The following is a 20143-nucleotide window of genomic DNA, read 5'->3' as shown; positions in this document are numbered from 1 at the left end:
CGGTGGACAGGGCGCCCCGGCTGGCCGTGTGGAAGTTCGCCTCGTGCGACGGGTGTCAGCTCACGTTCCTCGACTGCGAGGACGAGTTGCTCTCCGTGGCGGCCCGCGTGGAGATCGCCTACTTCCTCGAGGCGTCCAGCGCCCCCGGGCCGGGCCCGTACGACCTGTCGCTCGTGGAGGGGTCGATCACCACCCCGGAGGACCTGGAGCGCATCAGGCACGTACGGCGCGTGTCGGAACGGCTGGTCACGATCGGCGCGTGCGCCACCGCCGGGGGCATCCAGGCGCTGCGCGACTTCGCCGACGTCAAGGAGTTCGCCTCGGTCGTCTACGCCCGGCCCGACTACATCGCCACCCTGGACCGTTCGACGCCCATCGCCGCCCATGTGCCGGTCGACTTCGAGCTGCGCGGCTGCCCGCCGGACAAGCATCAACTGCTCGAAGTGATCTCGGCGTTCCTCGCCGGGCGGCGGCCGGTCGTGCCCGCGCACAGCGTGTGTGTCGAGTGCAAGGCCAGGGGCAACGCCTGCGTGATGGTCGCGCACGGCACCCCCTGCCTGGGACCGGTCACCCAGGCGGGCTGCGGGGCGCTGTGCCCGGCGTTCAACCGGGGCTGCTACGGCTGTTTCGGCCCGATGGAGAGCCCCAACCACGCCTCGCTGAACCACTGGATGCGCGATCTCGGGATGAGCACCCCCGAGCTGGTGCGGATCTACCGGACCTACCACGCCACCGCCGAGCCGTTCCGGAGGGCGGCGGAAGAGGCGCAGGAGTCCGGGAAGGTGGAGGAGTGACGCACAAGACGGTGCGGATCGGTGCCCTGACCCGGGTCGAGGGCGAGGGCGCGCTCGTGGTGCACGCCCGCGACGGCCGGATCACCGGCCTGGAGCTGCGGATCTACGAGCCGCCCCGGTTCTTCGAGGCGATGCTGCGGGGCCGGGGCCACACAGAACCGCCGGACATCACCGCCCGCATCTGCGGCATCTGTCCTGTGGCGTACCAGATGAGCGCCTGCCAGGCGATCGAGGCGGCCTGCGGGGCGGAGATCACCGGGCCGTTGCGCGACCTACGGCTGCTGCTGTACTACGGCGAGTGGATCGAGTCGCACACGCTGCACGTCTACCTGCTGCACGCGCCCGACTTCCTCGGCTACGACAGCGGCGTCGCGATGGCCGCCGACCGCCGCGACCTGGTGGAGCGCGGGCTCGAACTGAAGAAGGCGGGCAACGAGCTGATCACCGCGATCGGCGGGCGGCCCATCCACCCCGTCAACGTCAAAGTGGGCGGCTTCTACCGGGCGCCGACACGGCACGAGCTCGCCCCCGTCGCCGGACGGCTGCGCCGCGCCCGCGACCACGCCCTCGCCACCGTCGCCTGGGTCGCCGGATTCGACTTCCCCGACGTCGAGCACGACTACCGGTTCCTCGCGCTGCGCCACCCCGGCGAGTACGCCATCCTGTCCGGCACGGTCGTCACCGGCGACGGATACGGCCCGGTCTCCGGCTTCGAGGTGGCACGGTGGCCGGAGCACGTGATCGAGGAACAGGTGCCCCACTCCACCGCGCTGCACGCCCGGCTCGACGGCGAGACCGGTTACCTCACCGGCCCCCTGGCCCGCTACGCGCTCAACTCGGCGCGGCTGTCCCCGCTCGCCCGGGAGGCGGCCGCCGCCGCGGGTCTCGGCCCCGTCTGCCGCAACCCCTACCGTGGCATCGTCGTGCGGGCCGTGGAGATCGTGCACGCGTGCGACGAGGCACTGCGCCTCCTCGACGGGTACGCCGAGCCGGAGCGGCCGTGCGTGCCGGTCGAGCCCCGGCCGGGCGTCGGCCACGGCGCGTCGGAGGCCCCGCGAGGCACGCTCTACCACCGCTACCGGCTCGACGACGGCGGACTGGTCGCCGAGGCCGACATCGTGCCGCCCACCGCGCAGAACCAGGCGCGCATCGAGGCGGACCTGCGCGCCCTGCTGGCCCCGCGCCTCACCCTGCCCGAGGACGAGCTGGCCCTCCTGTGCGAGAAGGCGATACGCAACCACGACCCCTGCATCTCCTGCTCGGCCCACTTCCTCGACTTCCGGGTGAACCGTGACTCCTGGGTGAACCGTGGGTGAGAGCGTGGTCATCGGCCTCGGGAGCGATCTGCGCGGGGACGACGCGGCGGGTCTGGAGGTCGCCCGGCTGCTGCGGGGCACGCTGCCGCCGTCCGTCGCGGTCGTGGAGAGCTCCGGAGACCCGGCGGCGCTGGTGGAGGCATGGTCCGGCGCCGCTCTCGCGATCGTGGTCGACGCCGTCTCGTCCGGCGCTCCGCCCGGCACCGTGCACAGGTCCCTGCACACGCCCGTTCACCCGCCCGTGCGGGCCGGGTCTCACTCTCTCGGGCTGGCCGACGCCGTCGAGTTGGGACGCGCCCTCGGCCGCCTGCCGGACGAGCTGGTCGTCGCCGGCATCGAGGGCGGCGACTTCAGCCTTGGGGTTCCGATGACCCCGCCGGTCCTGGCCGCGGTCCGCCGTACGGCCGATGAGCTGCGGGAACGGCTGTCTCGGGGACGGCCTGGCGGACCTCGAACGTGACCTGCGGCGGCACCCGCAGCGTGGTGCAGACGGCGCAGTGCTCCAGGACCGACAGGAGCGAGGCGCGCAGCCCCGCGGGCAGGCCGGGGGCGTCCACCGACAGCTCGATGGAGTCGATCCGCCCCGGACAGACTCCCAGGCCGTACCGCGCGGTCACGCCCACCCCGGCGGGCAGCTGACGGTGGCGCAGGTAACGTTCCGCGCAGCAGGCGACGCCGGCGGCCACGCTGCCCACGAACAGCTCGGCCGGAGTGGGGCCGGTGTCGCTCCCGCCGACGTCCGCGGGCTGGTCGGCGCGGATCACGTGGCGCCCGATCCGGACGTCGAACCGGTCGGCTCCGTGCCAGGCGACCCGGATGACACCGTCACGCGGCTCATCACTCATGGCGCACCCCCGCGTCCGATTCGGCTCTATCCGAGTATGTCCGTGGCAGGCCGCGGGTGGGCGCATACGGACCGTAAGAAGCCGGTCGCGACCTGGCAAAGAGCAGGAGCCGGGAGTGCCCCGGTTTGCGACACTCCAACTGTGGGGGCCGACGGGGGAGCGGACCATGATCCCGCAGACGCACCTGGACGGGCTGCTGGCCGAGCTGCATACGAGGTTGCAGGCGGTCCTGTCGACGCGTGACCGGGTCCACGCGTTGCTTGAGGCGGTCGTCTCGGTGGGCGGGGACCTCGATCTGGAGACCGTGCTGCGCCGGATCGTCGAGACCGCCGCCACGCTGGTCGACGCCAGATACGGTGCACTCGGCGTGATCGGGGAGGACGACACCCTCGCCCGCTTCATCCCGGTGGGGCTGAGCGAGCAGGAGATCGCCGGCATCGAGCACTGGCCGCACGGCCTGGGCCTGCTCGGGCTGCTGATCAAGGAACCCCGGCCGCTGCGGCTGGCCCGCATCCGCGACCATCCCGAGTCGTACGGCTTCCCGCCCGGCCACCCCCCGATGGCAGGCTTCCTCGGCGTGCCCGTACGCGTCCGGGGTGAGCTGTTCGGCAACCTCTACCTGACCGACAAGCGCGGGGGAGGGGAGTTCGACGAGGACGACGAGGCGATCGTCGTGGCCCTCGCCAGCGCCGCCGGGGTGGCGATCGAGAACGCCCGCCTGTACGAGGACACCCGCCGCAGGGAGACCTGGCTGCAGGCGTCGGCCGAGATCACGAGAAGCCTGCTGTCCGGCGCCGAGACGCCGCGGGTGCTGACGCTGATCGCCCGCCGTGCGCGGCAGATGGCCGGCGCCGACGTGGTGGCGATCCTGCTGCCGGAGGACGGCGGCCGGACGCTGCGGGTCGCGATCGCGGACGGCGTTCCCGGTTCGGTCCGGGGGCGCCGGCTGCCCGTCGAGGGCTCGCTGGCCGGGCAGGCGTTCGTCCGCGCGGAGCCCCGCGTGGTCACCGACCTGGGCGACACCGACCTCCTCACGGCGGTCGGAGAGACGGGAGCGGTGTGCGCCGTGCCGCTGGGGGCCCCGGGGGCGGTGCGCGGCGTGCTGTCGCTGGGCAGGCGGCCCGGCCGCGTCCCGTTCAGCGGGCCGGAGGTGTGCATGGTCCACTCCTTCGCCGGGCACGCGGCCGTCGCGCTCGAACTGGACGAGGCGCGCAGGGACGCGGAGCGGCTCGGCCTGCTGGAGGACCGCGACCGCATCGCCAAGGACCTGCACGACGTGGTCATCCAGCGGCTGTTCGCGGTCGCGATGACGCTGACGGGCGCCGCGCGGCTGGTGGAGCACCCGGAGGCGGCCGCGCGGCTGCGGACCGCGATCGACGAACTCGACGGCACGATCCGGCAGATCCGCTCCACGATCTTCGCCCTGCGGGCCCCGGCCGGCGCCCCCGGGCTGCGTGCCCGGCTCGTCGAGCTGGTCGAGGGCGCGCGGGGGCCCCTTGGCTTCATGCCGTCCCTGCGCATGGACGGGCAGCTCGACACCCGGGTGCCCGCGCCGGTCCGGGAGCACCTGCTGGCCGTGGCGCGGGAGGCGATCTCCAACGTGGTGCGGCATGCCCACGCCACCCGCGCCACCGTCACCGTGTGCCTGGACAAGGACCGGCTGACCCTGCTCGTGGAGGACGACGGGGTCGGCATCCCGGCGCGGGGACGCCGTAGCGGCCTGCGCAACCTGTGCGACCGCGCGGAGAGCCTGGGCGGCACGTGCGCCGCCGAGGCCCGCGCCGCAGGGGGAACCCGCCTGTGCTGGAGCGTCCCGCTGTCGGCGGCACCGCCGACGGCGTGAGACGCCGTGAGGAGGCATCACGCCATGACCGAGCCGATCAGTGATTCCGTCGTCGATCCCGTCGTCGATCCGGTCGTCGTCGGCACCGACGGGTCCACCGGGGCGACCAGGGCGGTCGAGTGGGCGGCCGACCACGCCGGCCTGCGGGGCCTGCCCCTGCGGGTGGTCCACGCCGCCGAGCGCCTGCCGTACGACGTCCCGCGCTATCCGGTCCCCGACAGCTACGACAGGATGGCACCCTCCGGGTGGCAGATCCTCGACCACGCCGAGCGGGCCGCCCGGGACCGGCGTCCCGGCCTCGACGTGACGACGGAGCTGGTCGAGGGGCGTCCCGGCCGCGTCCTGCGCGAGCAGGCCGCCCGCGCCGCCGAAGTGGTGATGGGCAGCCACGGCGCCGGCGGTTTTCCCGGCATGCTGCTCGGGTCGGTGGGCAACCAGGTCGCCGGTCACGTCGCCGTGCCGGTCGTCGTCGTACGGCCGGCGCCCCCGGAGGCGGGGGCGGAGATCGCGGTGGGGTTCGACTGCTCGGAGGCGTCCGGGCCCGCCCTGGCGTACGCGTTCGAGGAGGCGCGGCTGCGCGGTCACCGGGTGCGGATCGTCTGCGCCTGGGAGCCGCCGGTGCCGTACGGGCCCGCGATCGCCATGGATCTGGACGAGATGCGGCAGGCCGCGGAGGACTACGCGCGCGGCGAGCTGCAGCCGTGGCAGGGCGGGTACGCCGACGTCAAGATCGAGCTGGACATGGTCCGCGCCCATCCGGTCTCCGCGCTCCTCGACGCGTCGTCCCGGGCCGCCCTGCTCGTCGTCGGCTCCCACGGCCGCAACGCCTTCACCGCGGCCGTGCTCGGCTCGGTGAGCCGCGCCGTGCTCGCCCACGCGCACTGCCCCGTGGCCGTGGTGAGGGGAGAACCGCGGCGGTGAGTCACCGGATGAGGCGGGCCGGCCGCACGCCAGGGACGGTCCGCGCCAGCAGGTCGGCCACGTGCCCGGGGCCCTGGCCCTCGGGGCCGAGCAGGTCGATCTCGCCGTCGCGCACGGTCACCTCCCAGGACGTCTCGGAGGGGTAGCGCTCGCGCAGGGCGGCCAGGACGGCCTCGCGCAGTTCGTCGTCCGACCTGGCCAGCAGCGCCATGAGGTCGCGGCGGCTGACCATGCCGACGACCCGCTCGTCGCGCAGCACGGGCACGCTCTTGATCCTTTTGGCGATCATCAGGTCCGTCAGCACCCGCGCGTCCGTGGTCTCCTCGACCGTGCTCACCTGGCGAGACATGACGTCTCCCACGGTGCGGGGCGCCGCATCGCCCGGCGCGAACGCGCCGCACAGCAGGTCGATCTCGCTGACCATCCCGACCAGTTCGCCGTGCTCCCCGAGCACGGGGGCGGCCGTGATGCCGTGGTCGTACAGCGTCCGGATCGCCCGCCGCACGGAGTCGTCGCGGCGCAATGTGATCGCCGGGCTGCTCATGACCTCACCGGCCAGCATGGCCCACCTCCCGCGTCCGTCGCCGTCGTGGTCGTCGCACGGTCATTCCACCGCCACCCGGGCCGTACGGGCAGGTGCCGGAGGTCCCCGGCCGTCGGGTCTTTGGGCCCGTGCGGCGCATGCGCCCGGGTGGTCGGATGGAACTGGCACAGTGCACGTGCGCAGTGCGGGGCGCGCCGCCCGCGGGGAGGAACGATGACCGTAGAAGCCATGACCGCCGCCGACGTGATGAGCAGGGTGCTCGTGACCGTGAAGCCGGACGAGTCTCCGCTCATGGCCTGGGAACTCATGCGCCGCGGGTCGATGCATCACCTGCCCGTGGTGGATGCGAATTCCCACATCATCGGCGTGCTCACGCGAGAGGACATCGCGGCCCACTGGTCGGGCGGACCGGCGGAGCAGTCGAGCAGCCAGGTGCGGCAGTTGTTGTCCGGGCGCAGGTGCCCGCACGTGCCGCCCGACACGTCGCTCCCCGCCGTGGCGGACGTCATGCTGGAGTCCGGGGTGGACGTCGTCCCGGTCATCGGGGCCTCCGGCACCCTGCAGGGTCTCGTCACCGTGACCGACGTGCTCGTGGCGGTCGCAGGCAGGCGGGGGGCCTCGCCCCGGCACGAGGAGGTGTCGGCCGGGATGTTCCGCCTTGAGCCGGTGCTGCCGCCCAAGCCCTCCCGCACCGCCGAGGACCAGCGGCAGGGACCGTGACCCCGGTCGTGACTCTTCGCGGACCGTGTGCAGAATAAGGGCATGTTCCGCGCGGTGGTGATCATCAAGTGAGTGCCCGTATCGACCATGCCGTCACGTCGGGCACCTTCAGCCTGGACGGCCAGACCTTCGACGTCGACAACAACGTGTGGGTGCTCGGCGACGACGCCGAGTGCGTGGTGTTCGACGCGCCCCACGACGTCAAGGCGATCACGGACGTGGTCGCGGGCCGGCGCGTCCTGGCCATCCTCGCCACCCACGCCCACGACGACCACGTGCGGGTCGCACCGGAACTGTCGGAGGCCACCGGGGCGCCCGTCCTGCTGCACCCGGCCGACCTGCCGGTCTGGCGGCTCACCCATCCCGATCGCGAGCCCGGCGGCACGCTGTCCGACGGACAGGTCATCGAGGTCGCCGGAACACGCCTCGAAGTGCTCCACACTCCCGGGCACGCTCCCGGCGCCTGCTGCTTCCACGCGCCCGACCTCGGCGTCGTGTTCACCGGCGACACCCTGTTCCAGGGCGGTCCGGGCGCCACCGGCCGCTCGTTCTCCGACTTCGGGGTGATCATCGACTCGATCCGCGACCGCCTGCTGGTCCTGCCGTCCGAGACCGTCGTCCACACCGGTCACGGCGACAGCACGACGATCGGCGCGGAGTCGCCGCACCTCGGCGAGTGGATCCGCCGGGGCCACTGACGCCGGGCCACTGACACCGGGGCCTCGCGCGAGGTCTTGACGATCAAACGCTCCGCGGTCGACACTCACGAGACCGACTCACCCGCCCCCGACCCCGCCGGGGGCGGCGTAGGTTTCCTGATGTTAGCGCTAACAATGCCGGTGGTCCCGGGTCGCCGGCCGGGAGAGACGATGTACAGCCGCACCACCCCCCCACCACGCCTCCCTCGCCTCCCTCGCCTCGCCCTCGCGGCCGTCGCCGCGCTGTCCATGGTGGCGGGCCCGCTCATGGCCCCGGCGCACGCGGACGGCCCGGCGGAGCCGTCCGGCCTGCTGCTGCGGTACACGTTCGACGAGACGGGCGGCAGCGTCGTCCACGACGCCTCGGGTCACGGCAACGACGGCAGCTACGAGCGGACGCCCGCCTTCGGCCAGGGCGTCGAGGGAGGCTCGTTCAAGATGGCCGGAGGGTCGTCCTCGTCCACGACCGCGCCGTACGTGAAGATCCCGAACGGCGTGCTGAAGGGCCGCGGCAGCGTCACCGTCGCCACGTACGTGAAGTGGAACGCCTCGACGACGGTGAACCAGTGGCTGTACGGCCTCGGCCCGGACAGCGGCAAATACCTGTTCACCTCGCCGTACAACGGCAGCAAGATCCTCTACTCGGGGATCACGGCGGGCAGCTGGCAGGCCGAGTCGAAGCTGTCCGGGGGGTCGGCCCTGCCGGGCGGCGCCTGGAAGCACGTCGCGGTGACCGTCGACGGCGACAGCAGGACGGCCGTCATGTATCTCGACGGCATCGAGGTGGCACGGGCGGCCGACGTGCCCGTCAAGCCCGCGGACCTGTACGACGCGACCAGGAACTACTCGGGATACATCGGGAAGTCGCTCTACTCGGCCGACCCCTACTTCGCCGGTGAGGTGGACGACTTCCGGATCTACGATCACGCGCTGTCGGCGGCCGAGGTGCTCCAGGTCTCCGGCAACACGGCGGCCGTCGGCGCGGCCACGCTGCCCGAGCTCAAGGTCCCGGCGATCGTGGACGGCACGAACGGCAGGGTCGTCCTGCCGGTGAAGGAGGGCACCGACCTCACCCGGCTCGCGCCCGAGTTCACCCTGGTGCCGGGGGCGAGCATCAGCCCGGCCTCCGGCACCGTGCGCGACCTGTCCGAGCCGGTCGCCTACACGGTCACCGGCTCCGACGGCGCCCGGCGCACGTGGACGGTCGAGGCGCGGGTGATGAGGAGCCCGGTGCTCCCCGGCCTGTACGCCGACCCGAACATCACGGTGTTCGGCGACACGTTCTACATGTATCCGACCACCGACGGCTTCGCCGGCTGGAGCGGCACGCAGTTTCACGCGTTCTCGTCCAAGGACCTGGTCCACTGGACCGACCACGGCGTCGTCCTCGACCTCGGCCCCGACGTGACCTGGGCCGACAACAGCGCCTGGGCGCCGACGATCGCCGAGCGGAACGGCACGTACTACTTCTACTTCAGCGGCGGCATGGCCACCGGCAACACCGCCAAGCACCTCGGCGTCGCCGTGTCCGGCTCGCCGACCGGGCCGTTCAGGGACGCCCTGGGCAAGCCGCTGGTGGCGGCGGGGACCTACGGCGGCCAGATGATCGACTCGGACGTGTTCGTCGACGACGGCCAGGCCTACCTCTACTGGGGCAACGGCAACTCCTACCAGGTGCCGCTGAACGACGACATGGTGTCGTTCGACCCCGCCAAGGTGAAGACGTACAAGCCGAGCGGCTACAACGAGGGCTCGTTCGTCTTCAAGCGCGGCGGCATCTACTACTTCATGTGGTCGGAGAACGACACGCGCGACGAGAACTACCAGGTCGCGTACGCCACCGGCGCCTCGCCGCTCGGCCCGTGGACCAAGCAGGGCGTGATCCTGCAGAAGGACCTGTCCCTCGGGATCAAGGGCACCGGCCACCACTCCGTCGTACGGGTGCCCGGCACCGACGACTGGTACATCGCCTATCACCGCTTCGCCATTCCCGGCGGTGACGGCACCCACCGGGAGACCACGATCGACCGGATGGAGTTCGACGAGAACGGCCTGATCAAGAAGGTCGTGCCGACGCTGGAGAGCGTCGATCCGGTGTCGGTGGCGAACGCCGGGCCGGACGCCTCGGGCACCGAGGGGTCCCCGATCCGGCTGACCGGGTCGGCCACCGGCGCGGCCAAGTGGAGCTACGCGCCGGGCGAGGGCGTCGACTCCGGCGCGACCTGCTCCTTCTCGGACCCCGGCGTCACCAAGACCGCCGTCACCTGCACTGACGAGGGGATCTACACGGTCACGCTGACCTCTGGTCGCAGCCGCGGCACCGCGAAGGTGACCGTCGCCAACGCCGCCCCCGAGGCCGGGGACGTCGTCACGCCCGCCGGCCCGGTCGAGGCAGGCACGCGTGTGACCCTCTCGGTCCCGGTCGGCGACCCGGGCGCGAACGACGAACTCACCTGCACGGTGGACTGGAAGGACGGGACGACCTCGCCCGGCGCGGTCGCCGCTGGGACGTGCACGGCTCGGCACACCTATGCGAATCCGGGCGTCCACGAGCCTGTCGTCACCGTCGCCGACGACGACGGCGCGACCACTACGGCGACCGGCCGTCCGGTGGTCGTGTACGACCGGGACGCGGGCTTCGTCACCGGCGGCGGCTGGATCGACTCGCCCGCGGGCGCCTACCGCGCCAACCCCGCGCTGACCGGCACGGCCGCCTTCGGGTTCGTGGTCAAGTACGTGAAGAACACCGCCGTTCCGATCGGGAGCACGACGTTCTCGTTCCAGGCCGGGCGCCTGAGCTTTCAGTCCACGGCGTATGACTGGCTCGTCGTGTCGGGCGGGGAGGTCCGCTACCGGGGCTCCGGTACGGTCGGCGGCACCGGGCGGTACGGCTTCGAGGTCGTCGCCCGCGACGGCGACACCGGCGACGGGGACGGCGTCGACCGCTTCGCCGTCCGGATCTGGGACGAGAAGACCGGCGACGTGATCTACCAGAACGGAGCCGGTGACGCGGCCCACGGCAGCGTCGCCGTCCACGCCGGGTAGACCTGCCGTGTGAACCTACTGCGCGACCCGGACGCCGGTGACGGTGAAGCGCTCGACCTCCGCCACGTGGCCGCCGGTGCTGGCGACGAGGGTCAGCGTCCGGCCCGGGGCCGCGCGGAAGGTCACGGTGGCGGACCAGGGGGCGTCATCCCCTCCGGCCGAGACACAGCAGCGCTCGCCGAGGGGGCCGGCGCTCCCGGTCGCGCGCACCCGCACCCGGATGCTCTCGTCCACTCCGGTGATCCTGCCGCCCACCTTGACGGGCGAGGACACGACGGCGCCGTACCGGGGGGTGGTGAGGGAGAAGGTGGTGTCGTCGGTGCCCACCACCTCCCACGGCGCGTCCGGCCCGGTGCCGAACCTGACCAGGTGGATGACGGCGGCGATGCCGGGCCGTCCGCCGCCCTCACCGCGGATGCCGACGGAGACGCGGGCGTCCGCGCCGGTCACCGTACGCTTGACCACCCGGTCGACGTCGGTGAAGCCCAGGAACCCCTGGGTGAAGGAGAGCGCGGTCCTTTCCGCGTCCAGGTGCCAGGGCTGGTGGCCGCCCGAGCGGTAGCTCTCCTGCCACTCCCGCACCTGCTCCTCGTCGGCGAACGGCCACAGCGGCTGGTAGCGGCCCGCCACGAGGGAACCCGCGGAGGAGGTTGAGGTGGTGGCCGCCGGGCTGCTCTGCCGGACGGTCACCGCGCCGGTCCCTGGGCCGCTCTGCTGGACGGTCTCCGGGCCGCTTCCGCACGCGCCCGCCAGCAGGCCGAGCGCGGCCAGCACGGCGGGCGCCCACCGGGCCCGGCCCGCCCGGCCGTTTGTCACGCCGCCAGTCACGATGCTCGCTCCCGCCCCGAGAGGTTCACTTGACTGAGAGCATGCCCGGCGGGATGTCGGACACTCCCTAGCGGCACTTGCCCCGCAGCCAGGCGCGGTATTCCTTGGGGTAGTTCGTCATGACGCTGCCCGGGGACTGGTTGAGCACGGCCTGCCACTGGGACACGTTGCCCTTCCACGAGGGCGCCGGCTCGGTCCAGTGGACGCTGTCGGTCCACCGGCCGGCCGATCCCTTCAGCAGGGTGGGATGGCGCTTGGCCAGCTCGCTCTGGATCCCGGGGTCGTTGGAGTAGACCATGATCCGCTGCTTTCCCTGGCGTTCCCTGATCGGGTCGGAGATCTCCTTCCACCCCTGCGCGGCGAACTTGGGATTCGTGAGGACGGGCCTGGTCTCGGGCTTGATCTCCAACAGCGCGACCAGTCCCAGGGACCGCGCGCGGTCCAGCCACTGCCGCAGCGAGTAGACGCGCTCGCCCTGGTACGGGCCGCGGATGATGCGGCGGCCGGCCAGGTTCCCCTGGCCGTACGTCCACCAGATGTCGGTGAGTTTCTGCTGCGTGCCGGTGAGCCCGTGAGTGGTGCTGTTGTGCCACATCACGGCCTTGGTCCCCTCCTTGGTGAGCTGGACGTCGGCCTCGACGCCGTCGGCTCCCCAGGACTTCTGGTCGTCGAGCCCCCGCATGGTGTTGGGCTGGCGCATCTGGTCCTTCGCCCAGCCGTTCGCACCCTCGGGATAACCCCCGTGCCCGAACACCAGCGGGCAGCGCGGCAGCGCGCTCACGCCGGACGCCGCGGCGGGCGCGGCGCCCACCGTCGCGCCCGTGGCGAACACGACACCCGCCGCGCACAGAGCAGTCGTGATCCTCATCGTCCAACCCCCGAGATCGCCTGTGTCGTCAGCGCGGCATCGTATTGGCATGGTCATCGGGAGATCAAGAAACGGCCGTACCGCGGTCAGCGGAGCGATCCGAGCGTGAGACCTCCCCTCCAGTAGCGCGCGCCGCCTGCTTGAGCTTCTCCACGACCTGCCGGTACTCGTCCCGGGTCGTGGGGATCGGCGGCGTGTATTCGTCGAAGACGCGGTACAGCACGGCCATCGGGCCGCCGGCCTTGAGCGCCGTCTTGAATTCACTGTACTGGTTCTGTTAGCGGTAACAGCAGGTGTGTCAACAGTCGAGTTTCCGGAGCGAGACCTTGACCGGAGACGATGCGAGCGCTAACAATCGGCGCGCGAGACCCGACGCCCGGTGAAGGAGATCCCCTCGTGCTCCAGGCACAGCTGACCATCGACCCCGCCCACCGGGTGGCCCCCGTTCGGCGCCGCACTTTCGGCACGTTCGTCGAGCACCTCGGCCGCTGCGTCTACACGGGCATCTACGAGCCTGGCCACCCCACCGCCGACGAGGAGGGGTTCCGCGGTGACGTGCTCGCGCTCACCCGCGAGCTCGGCGTGACCACCGTGCGCTACCCCGGCGGCAACTTCGTCTCCGGCTACCGCTGGGAGGACGGCGTCGGCCCGCGCGAGCGGCGCCCTCGGCGGCTCGACCTCGCCTGGCACAGCACCGAGACCAACGAGATCGGGCTCGACGAGTTCGTCCGGTGGAGCCGCCTGGCGGGCCTGGAGCCGATGATGGCGGTCAACCTCGGCACGCGCGGCGTCCAGGAGGCCGTGGACCTGCTCGAATACTGCAACATCCCGTCCGGCACCGCGCTGTCGGACCTGCGGGTCGCCAACGGCGCCAAGGAGCCGCACGACATCCGCATGTGGTGCCTGGGCAACGAGATGGACGGCCCCTGGCAGATCGGGCACAAGACCGCCCGTGAGTACGGCAGGCTCGCCGCCGAGACCGCCCGGGCCATGCGCATGGTCGACCCCGGTCTCGAACTGGTGGCCTGCGGCAGCTCCGGCTCCTCCATGCCGACCTTCGGCACCTGGGAGGCGACCGTCCTGGAGGAGACCTACGACCTGGTCGACCACATCTCCTGCCACGCCTACTACGAGGAGAAGGACGGCGACCTCGGCGGCTTCCTGGCCTGCGCCACCGACATGGAGCACTTCATCTCCACGGTCGTGTCCACCGCCGACCAGGTGGGGGCCAGGCTCGGCTCCCGCAGGAAGATCTCCGTCTCCTTCGACGAGTGGAACGTCTGGTACATGAGCCGCGTCCAGGCGGCGGCGCCCCGGCAGGACTGGCCGGTCGCGCCGCCGCTCCTGGAGGACCACTACCACCTCGCCGACGCCGTGGCCTTCGGCAGCCTGCTCATCACGCTGCTGCGGCACAGCGACCGGGTCGCGGCGGCCTGCCTGGCCCAGCTCGTGAACGTGATCGCGCCCATCATGACCGAGCCCGGCGGCCGGGCCTGGCGGCAGACCACCTTCCACCCGTTCGCGCAGGCGGCGCGGCACGCCAGGGGCGACGTCGTACGGGTCGAGCCCGTCTGCCCGACGTACGGGACGGCCGAGTTCGGCGCGGTGCCCGTGCTCCACGCGGTCGCCACCCAGGACGAGACGGACACGACGTTGTTCGTGGTGAACAGGTCGATGCGCGAACCCGTGGAGCTGGAGCTCGACGCGGGGCCGCTGGGCGCGGGTGGAGGCGCGGTGCGGATCGCCGAGGCGACCACGCTCACCCATGAGGACGTGTACGCCCGCAACACCGCCGACGATCCCGATCGGGTGGTGCCCCGCCCCAACACCGACCACCGGAGCGATCCGCTCCGGATCGTGCTGCCGCCGGTCTCCTGGAACGTGATCAGGCTGTCGAGGGCCTGATCGGCGACCGCCCTCCACTCGTTGGCTGTCCTGCGAGCTTCTACGGGGGTGGGGGCAGTGGTGCGGTTCCGGGTTCTCGGCCCCGTCGAGGTGCGCGGCGACGACGGATACCTCCTCGACCTGGCGGGACAGCGCCCCGCGCCGTCCTGGCCCGGCACCTGGCCGCGCGAGCCCCCCGGTCCCGGCCGCCCACGCCTTCGGGACCGCGCCGTGCACGCCTTCGGGACCGCGCCGTGCACGCCTTCGGGACCGCGCCGTGCACGTAGCTCCGCGCGCCGAACCGCTCGCGTCACGTGTTCACCCGCCGCTCCACGTGGGGGTGTCGTCCTCCTTCCACTGCAGTTCGTCCACGACGTCGACGACGCCGCTGACCCGGCGCGTCATCCGTACGGCGACCCGCGTGGCGCTGTGCCGGTCCATCTCACCGGTGAGCGTCACCACTCCCTGGTGGACGTGGACGCGCACTCTGGAGGTGTCGACCCACAGGCTCCGGCCGAGGATCTCCACGCGCACCTCGCGCTCGATCTCGCGGTCGGCGCGTACGAACGTCTTGAGCAGGTCGTGGCGGCTGACGATGCCCCGCAGCCGGCCCTCGGCGTCCACGACGGGCAGTCGCTTGACCCCGTGCTCGTCCATCAGGCGGGCCGCCGCGACCGTGGTCGTGCCTGCGGTGACCGTGACGGCGGGGGAGGTCATCAGGTCGGCGGCCGTCTCCCCGGCCGCCTTGGTCCGCGCCCCGCCCGCCTGTCCGAGGCGGGCGCGCAATCGCGCGCGAAGCGGCGGCCGGTAGCCCTCGTGGTAGTACTGCTCCCTGAACTCCTCCTTGCGCAGCAGGTCGGCCTCGGACACGACGCCGAGCACACGGCCGTCCCCGTCCACGACGGGGACGGCGCCCACGGCGCGGGCGATCAGCACTTCGGCGATGTCCCTGAACGGCGTGCCGGCGTGGACGGACGCGACGTCCGTGGTCATGACGTCCTGCACCTTCATGTGCATGACGGCCTCCCTTCAGGTCGCGGGGCGCCGCTTTTCCGCTGGGGGAGTGGCCCGATTTCCATCCCATCCCCGAGCCGGGCCCACGGGCAGGGCCGAAGGTCCTGCCGCCGTTCCGTCGTTAAGGGCCGGGCGGGCGGAAGTCCCTCCGCTTGAGGACTTTCGTCTGCTGTGCCGTGGGCAGCGGACACGGTGCGATGGTGGCCGGGAGCACCAACCCCCGCGCGTCCGCGAACCACTTCAGCACAGGAGGAGAAGTACATGGCCGGACAGATCGTCGTCGCCGTCGACGGATCGAAGCCAGCGACGGCGGCGCTGGAGTGGGCGGCGGATGACGCGCGGCGCCGGGGGGCCTCCCTGAGGATCGTCCACGTGCGAGAGCCGTGGGCGCACGAGTACCCGTTCCACGCCGTGGAGGGCTTCACCCAGTCCTACAGCGAGTTCTGCGAGGGCGTGCTCGCGGCGGCCGCCGCTCGCGCCCGCGAGATCGCCCCCGGACTGGAGGTGACCACGGAGCTCGCCGAGGGGACGGTCGTCGAGACCCTGCGCGCCGGGTCTGCCGGCGCCGACGCCCTCGTGGTCGGCAGCCGGGGGGTGGGCGGCTTCTCCGGCCTGGTCCTCGGGTCCGTCGGCCTCGGCCTTGCCGGTCATGCGGAAGTCCCGGTCGTGGTGGTGCGCAAACCGCACCGGGACGATTACCACGAGGTCGTCGTCGGCTTCGACGGGTCACCTCATTCGGAGGCGGCCCTGGAGTTCGCCTTCGAGGAGGCCCGGACGCGGCGTGGGCGGGTGCACGCCGTGTACGCCTGGGAGATGCCGATGTTCTCGCCCTTCGCCCTCGGCTACGGAACGGCGATCGAGGACATATTCGACAACGAGTGCCGGGCGGCGCGGCTGCGGCTCGCGCCGTGGCGCGACAAGCACCCGGACGTCCCGCTCGTCGAGTCGGCGGTCTGCGGCCACCCGGTCCCGGCGCTGGCCGACGCCTCGCTCGTCGCCGACCTCGTGGTCGTCGGGTCCCGGGGACTGGGCGGCGTGCGCGGTGCGCTGATCGGCTCGGTCAGTCACGCCGTGCTGCACCGCGCGCACTGCCCCGTCGCGGTCGTACGGCCCCGCGCCGGCGAGGGCTGAGGGCCCGGGCGGGGCCTTCAGCGATCGATTTCGGGCACGCGCCCGGCGGATCGGCGTTGCTCTACTGAGCATGGGAAAGACGCGGAGCCGGCCGGAGGAGAGCGCAACGGCGACGGTCTCGGTTGTATAACCGCAGCACAGGGCCGATGCATGAATATCCATTGTCTCCGCTATCGGGCGCCTGAAGTCCTGAATCTACAAAGTAAAGGCGCCTGGTCGGTCTTACCTCTGCGGCAGCACGCGAGCCAGGACACCGGCGGCGGCGCGCCCGGTGCCGCGAGCGGCGACCGTGTCAGTGATTGTGGGGCCGGTTCCGCTCGGGACAAGGCCCGGTCGTCGTGGGTGTTGGTGGGTTGTCCGCATAAGTCGGCGCAGGCGTTGGCGCTGACACCTTGCCGGAGGATGTGGACGCCTGTCTGGCTGAGGCTGAGGAGTTGATGTTCGCGCGGGATCGGATCACGTGTGCTCTTACTGATCGGGTGGGGCGGGTGCATCGTGCGGGGCGGGCCAAGGAGCATGGGCATGCCTCGACCCGCAGTCGGTTGCGCACCGTCGGGGGGATGACCGTGGCGGGGGCGGGCCGCCTGCTCACCCTGGGCGTGGAGTTGGCGCGTTTGCCGGGGGTGCGGGAGAGGTTCGCCGCCGGCGCCAGGAGCATCCCCTGGTGCGTCGCCGGGCGTGTCACTAGGGGTGTCACCAGGGTTGTTGCTGGCGACCGGGCAGATGCTGCCCGTCTCCGGCGTGCACCGCCTTGCCCGCACCAGCACTTTGGTGCGGCTGGTGATGGACGCCGACGGGCAGGTGCTCGACATGGGCCGCAAGGTCCGCCTGGCCACCCCCGCCCAACGCCGAGCCGTCTTCGCCCGCTACGCCACCTGCTGGATCGACGGCTGCCCCGTCCCGGCCACCATGTGCCAGATCGACCACGCCGACAACTGGAGCACCGGCGGCCTGACCGACCTGAAGCTGCTGGGACCGGCCTGCCAGTTCCACAACCGCGACCGCTACCGCCACCCCGACCGCTACACCCGACGCAAACTCGGCACCGAGCGCTGGGCCTTCACCTACCACCACCCCACCAAAGCCCGGCGACCACAGACCTACGGCCTGTCTGAAGTTGTGGTCATATGGCGGCGAAACGGGCTGGCCGGGACGACGATCGGGCTGGTAGCTTCCAGTCGACCGCGACACCGTCCGAGGGGGTGAGACCCATGAACGCTGTATCGATGTGGGTGCTCCCCCTTTCGTCACGGTCGGGCGATTGACGTAGGTGTCGCCGGGAGCGCCTCGACAACAAGGCACTCCCGAAAGGCAACACCCTTGCACTCTCTGCAGTTCACCGCCGAGTCGTCGTCGAACGACGTGATCGAACGTGACTTCACCGTGGGCGGCGTCCCCGGCGTCCTTTGGTCGCCAGCCTCGAACGCGGCCGATAGCGCACCCTTGATCCTGATGGCCCACGGCGGCGGCAACCACAAGAAGCACCCGGCGATGTCCGGCCGCGCCCGCCTGCTCGTTACCGGCTGCGGCTTCCACGTCGCCTGCATCGACGCGCCCGGTCACGGCGACAGGCCGCGCACAGCGCACGACGAGGCGGAAATCGCCGAGCTGTTTCGGGCGAGGTCGGCGGGCGAGCCGGAAGGCCCGATCGTCGTTCGCTACAACGAGCACCTGGCCAAGCTCGCCGTGCCCGAGTACCAGGCGACCCTGGACGCACTCCAGGAACTTCCCGAGATCGGCGCCAGCGGGCCGGTCGGCTTCTGGGGCATCAACATGGGCACCGCGATCGGCGTGCCGTTCGTGGCGATCGAACCCAGAATCACGGCCGCGGTCTTCGGTCAGCACTGGCCCGATGTCCTGGTCGAGAAGGCGAAGCGGATCACCATCCCGATCGAGTTCGACCTGCAGTGGGACGACGAGCACATCTCGCGCGAGGAGGGTCTCGCGCTGTTCGACGCCTTCGCCTCGAAGGAGAAGTCATTGCACGTGAACTCAGGCAAGCACAAGGAGCTGCCCCGCTTCGAGGCCGACAGCGCTGTCCGGTTCTTTGCCCGGCACTACGGCCGAGCGGTCACCTCGCCGGCCTGACGTGAGCGGTCGCGGTGTCCGGCGGACCGGCCGGGCGCCACTGCCGCGGGCCCGGGTTGAGGCTGCGCATCCAGATGATGGATCCGCGTAGTTGGAGCCCCGCCATGGAGCTCGCGGACGTCTTGTCGTAGCGTCCGGTCGGGGCCCTAGTGTCTGTTTCCAAGTCTGAAGGGCCCGTGAGAACGGTCAGGAGCCGCCGGTCAACGGAAATCCGCGCCCCCGCGCTCGTTCGAGGGCGATGCGGGTGAGCCAACCGAGGGCGGTGGTGAACAGCGGCGGCCACACGAGGTGTAGGCGACCAGCACCATGAGCGGGATCCATACGCGGTGCACAGCTTGGTAGAGCGCGCCAGGCGGACGAATCCCGACAACCCTGGGATTGAAGATCAGAGCGTGGCCGTCCCTGGATCTTTCGCGCGGCGACGAGACCCTTTCTCGTCGCCGATCGACGATCTCTCGGCTCCCCGGCCGCCCCATGTCACGGGGGCTCGGAGCATCAAAATCTACATCGTAAAGGCGTCTGGAAGATTGTCACCGCTCGACCGCGTCCAGCACAGGCTTGATATCGAGGACAGGAGTGCCGTCGATGGCCTCCAGCGGGTGCACGCGCAGGCCCCGGGCCGGGTCGGACTCCAGGACCGTGACCCGGTGCAGGCCGATCGGGTTGGGGCGGTCCGGGGAGCGGGTCGCGAACACGCCGGTCAACGGGTTGCTCGTCTCCCCGCGCGGGTGGACCCGCAGGGTTTCGCGGTCGGCCTGATGGAACCAGGTGAGGACGAGCACCTCGTCACCCGCCGTCATGCCGTCGAGGGCCTCCGCGACGGCCGGGTCGACCTCCAGCCAGGCGTCCGGCGCACCTTCGCGTCCCTGTCGGGGCGCCTCGGCGCGATCGGTCAGCACGGACCGTACGACGCCGACGGGCCGCACGGTGAACGTGGTGGGCTCACTCATGATCCTTCTCCTTTCGAGGGAATTGGATCACCACGATGTCATCTGGTGCCGACATCTCCGGCCCGTTCCGCGGGAATGCCCACGAAATGGACGTCGAGGCGGGCACGTACGCGTTGGGGCCGAGGTCCGGCCGGCTCCTGGTCCTCACCGGCCGCGCCGGGTTGGGCGCCAAGGCCGGGCACGATCTGACGATCGAGGTCACCCGGTGGCGGGGCGAGGCGGTGGTGACGCCGGACGACCCGGCGGGCTGCCGGGTGACGCTGGAGGCCGAGGTGGCCTCGATGCGGGTCAGGGAGGGCACGGGCGGGGTCAAGCCGCTCACCGACTCCGACCGCGTCGAGATCGAGAAGAACATGCGCGACAAGGTCCTCAAGGCGGATCAGCACCCTCTGGTCATGTTCCGGTCGACCCGGGTCGAGGGCGATCCCGAGGCGTTCCACGTCGAGGGCGACCTGACGATCGCGGGCGTCACACGGCCGGTCACGGTGGACGGCGCGATCGCGGACGGGCGGGCGCGCGGCCGGGCGACCGTCGTGCAGTCCCAGTGGGGCATTCGCCCCTACTCCGCGTTCTTCGGCGCGCTCAAACTGCGCGACGAGGTCGAGGTCATCTTCGACGTACGGCTGGGGGAGGGGCGGGGCTGACATGTGTGCT

19 protein-coding genes are annotated in these 20143 nt (G+C 71.7%); 13 read left to right on the top strand and 6 right to left on the bottom strand.

Going from position 1 to position 20143, the window contains the following annotated elements; genetic code table 11:
- Positions 1-2: 2 nt before the first annotated feature.
- The 3 genes from IL992_RS21085 to IL992_RS21075 are packed head-to-tail and all read left to right on the top strand — an operon-like array spanning position 3 to position 2570.
- Positions 3-794, top strand: a complete 792-nt coding sequence (locus tag IL992_RS21085) for an NADH-quinone oxidoreductase subunit B family protein (protein ID WP_193205088.1) — start codon at positions 3-5, stop codon at positions 792-794.
- Positions 791-2110, top strand: a complete 1320-nt coding sequence (locus IL992_RS21080) for a Ni/Fe hydrogenase subunit alpha (RefSeq protein ID WP_193205087.1) — start codon at positions 791-793, stop codon at positions 2108-2110. Before IL992_RS21085 ends, IL992_RS21080 begins: the two co-directional genes overlap by 4 nt.
- Positions 2103-2570 carry a hydrogenase maturation protease gene (locus IL992_RS21075; protein ID WP_193205086.1) on the top strand — a complete coding sequence of 156 codons (468 nt, stop codon included), beginning with the start codon at positions 2103-2105 and terminating at the stop codon, positions 2568-2570. Before IL992_RS21080 ends, IL992_RS21075 begins: the two co-directional genes overlap by 8 nt.
- On the opposite strand, the gene IL992_RS21070 is transcribed toward IL992_RS21075, so the two are convergent.
- On the bottom strand, positions 2461-2955 hold the full coding sequence (locus tag IL992_RS21070) for an OsmC family protein (protein ID WP_193205085.1): 495 nt from the start codon (positions 2953-2955) through the stop codon (positions 2461-2463). The two genes, IL992_RS21075 and IL992_RS21070, sit on opposite strands and share 110 nt — an antisense overlap.
- 166 nt (positions 2956-3121) lie before the next feature.
- Between IL992_RS21070 and IL992_RS21065 the strand changes: the two genes are divergently transcribed.
- A complete protein-coding gene (locus IL992_RS21065) occupies positions 3122-4798 on the top strand; it encodes a sensor histidine kinase (protein WP_193205084.1) in 1677 nt (558 codons plus the stop codon).
- Between the two features lie 24 nt (positions 4799-4822).
- The gene (locus IL992_RS21060; protein ID WP_193205083.1) at positions 4823-5719 is read left to right on the top strand and encodes a universal stress protein; all 897 of its coding nucleotides are present in this window, start codon (positions 4823-4825) and stop codon (positions 5717-5719) included.
- 1 nt (position 5720) lies between these two features.
- Here IL992_RS21060 and IL992_RS21055 read toward each other — a convergent pair whose 3' ends face one another.
- Complete coding sequence (locus IL992_RS21055) at positions 5721-6281, bottom strand: CBS domain-containing protein (protein WP_193205082.1); 561 nt, start codon at positions 6279-6281, stop codon at positions 5721-5723.
- 195 nt (positions 6282-6476) lie between these two features.
- Between IL992_RS21055 and IL992_RS21050 the strand changes: the two genes are divergently transcribed.
- From IL992_RS21050 to IL992_RS21040, 3 genes are all read left to right on the top strand, one after another.
- Positions 6477-6983: a CBS domain-containing protein gene (locus tag IL992_RS21050; protein WP_193205081.1), complete on the top strand. Its 507-nt coding sequence runs from the start codon at positions 6477-6479 to the stop codon at positions 6981-6983.
- 68 nt (positions 6984-7051) lie between these two features.
- Positions 7052-7681, top strand: coding sequence for an MBL fold metallo-hydrolase (locus IL992_RS21045; protein WP_193205080.1), 630 nt, complete (start codon positions 7052-7054; stop codon positions 7679-7681).
- Positions 7682-7852: 171 nt separating this feature from the next.
- The gene (locus IL992_RS21040) at positions 7853-10726 is read left to right on the top strand and encodes a family 43 glycosylhydrolase (RefSeq protein ID WP_226873499.1); all 2874 of its coding nucleotides are present in this window, start codon (positions 7853-7855) and stop codon (positions 10724-10726) included.
- Positions 10727-10741: 15 nt separating this feature from the next.
- Here the strand turns inward: IL992_RS21040 and IL992_RS21035 are convergent, their stop codons facing one another.
- Both IL992_RS21035 and IL992_RS21030 read right to left on the bottom strand, forming a co-directional pair.
- The gene (locus tag IL992_RS21035) at positions 10742-11554 is read right to left on the bottom strand and encodes a Gmad2 immunoglobulin-like domain-containing protein (protein WP_226873498.1); all 813 of its coding nucleotides are present in this window, start codon (positions 11552-11554) and stop codon (positions 10742-10744) included.
- A 67-nt stretch (positions 11555-11621) separates the two neighbouring features.
- Complete coding sequence (locus tag IL992_RS21030) at positions 11622-12422, bottom strand: glycerophosphodiester phosphodiesterase (protein ID WP_193205078.1); 801 nt, start codon at positions 12420-12422, stop codon at positions 11622-11624.
- 396 nt (positions 12423-12818) lie between these two features.
- Here IL992_RS21030 and arfA point away from each other — a divergent pair, with 396 nt between their 5' ends.
- Positions 12819-14327 carry an arabinosylfuranosidase ArfA gene (arfA, locus tag IL992_RS21025; protein ID WP_193205077.1) on the top strand — a complete coding sequence of 503 codons (1509 nt, stop codon included), beginning with the start codon at positions 12819-12821 and terminating at the stop codon, positions 14325-14327.
- A gap of 297 nt (positions 14328-14624) precedes the next feature.
- On the opposite strand, the gene IL992_RS21020 is transcribed toward arfA, so the two are convergent.
- Positions 14625-15323 (bottom strand): CBS domain-containing protein, encoded by a 699-nt coding sequence (locus IL992_RS21020; RefSeq protein ID WP_193205076.1) that lies wholly within the window; start codon positions 15321-15323, stop codon positions 14625-14627.
- Between the two features lie 258 nt (positions 15324-15581).
- On the opposite strand from IL992_RS21020, the gene IL992_RS21015 reads away from it, so the two are divergent.
- From IL992_RS21015 to IL992_RS21005, 3 genes are all read left to right on the top strand, one after another.
- Positions 15582-16451 (top strand): universal stress protein, encoded by an 870-nt coding sequence (locus IL992_RS21015; RefSeq protein WP_193205075.1) that lies wholly within the window; start codon positions 15582-15584, stop codon positions 16449-16451.
- 702 nt (positions 16452-17153) lie between these two features.
- Positions 17154-17657, top strand: a complete 504-nt coding sequence (locus tag IL992_RS21010) for an HNH endonuclease signature motif containing protein (RefSeq protein WP_193205074.1) — start codon at positions 17154-17156, stop codon at positions 17655-17657.
- Positions 17658-17813: 156 nt separating this feature from the next.
- On the top strand, positions 17814-18539 hold the full coding sequence (locus tag IL992_RS21005; RefSeq protein WP_319018705.1) for an alpha/beta hydrolase family protein: 726 nt from the start codon (positions 17814-17816) through the stop codon (positions 18537-18539).
- Positions 18540-19069: 530 nt separating this feature from the next.
- Here IL992_RS21005 and tsaA read toward each other — a convergent pair.
- Positions 19070-19489, bottom strand: a complete 420-nt coding sequence (tsaA, locus tag IL992_RS21000; RefSeq protein ID WP_193205072.1) for a tRNA (N6-threonylcarbamoyladenosine(37)-N6)-methyltransferase TrmO — start codon at positions 19487-19489, stop codon at positions 19070-19072.
- A gap of 35 nt (positions 19490-19524) precedes the next feature.
- Here tsaA and IL992_RS20995 point away from each other — a divergent pair, with 35 nt between their 5' ends.
- Positions 19525-20133 (top strand): YceI family protein, encoded by a 609-nt coding sequence (locus IL992_RS20995; protein ID WP_226873496.1) that lies wholly within the window; start codon positions 19525-19527, stop codon positions 20131-20133.
- Positions 20134-20143: the final 10 nt, after the last annotated feature.

The organism is Microbispora sitophila (genome assembly GCF_014892245.1).
GTDB classification, from domain to species: Bacteria; Actinomycetota; Actinomycetes; order Streptosporangiales; family Streptosporangiaceae; genus Microbispora; species Microbispora siamensis.
The sequence above is the reverse complement of the archived record's forward strand: the minus strand, read 5'-3'. Positions and strand labels throughout refer to the sequence as shown.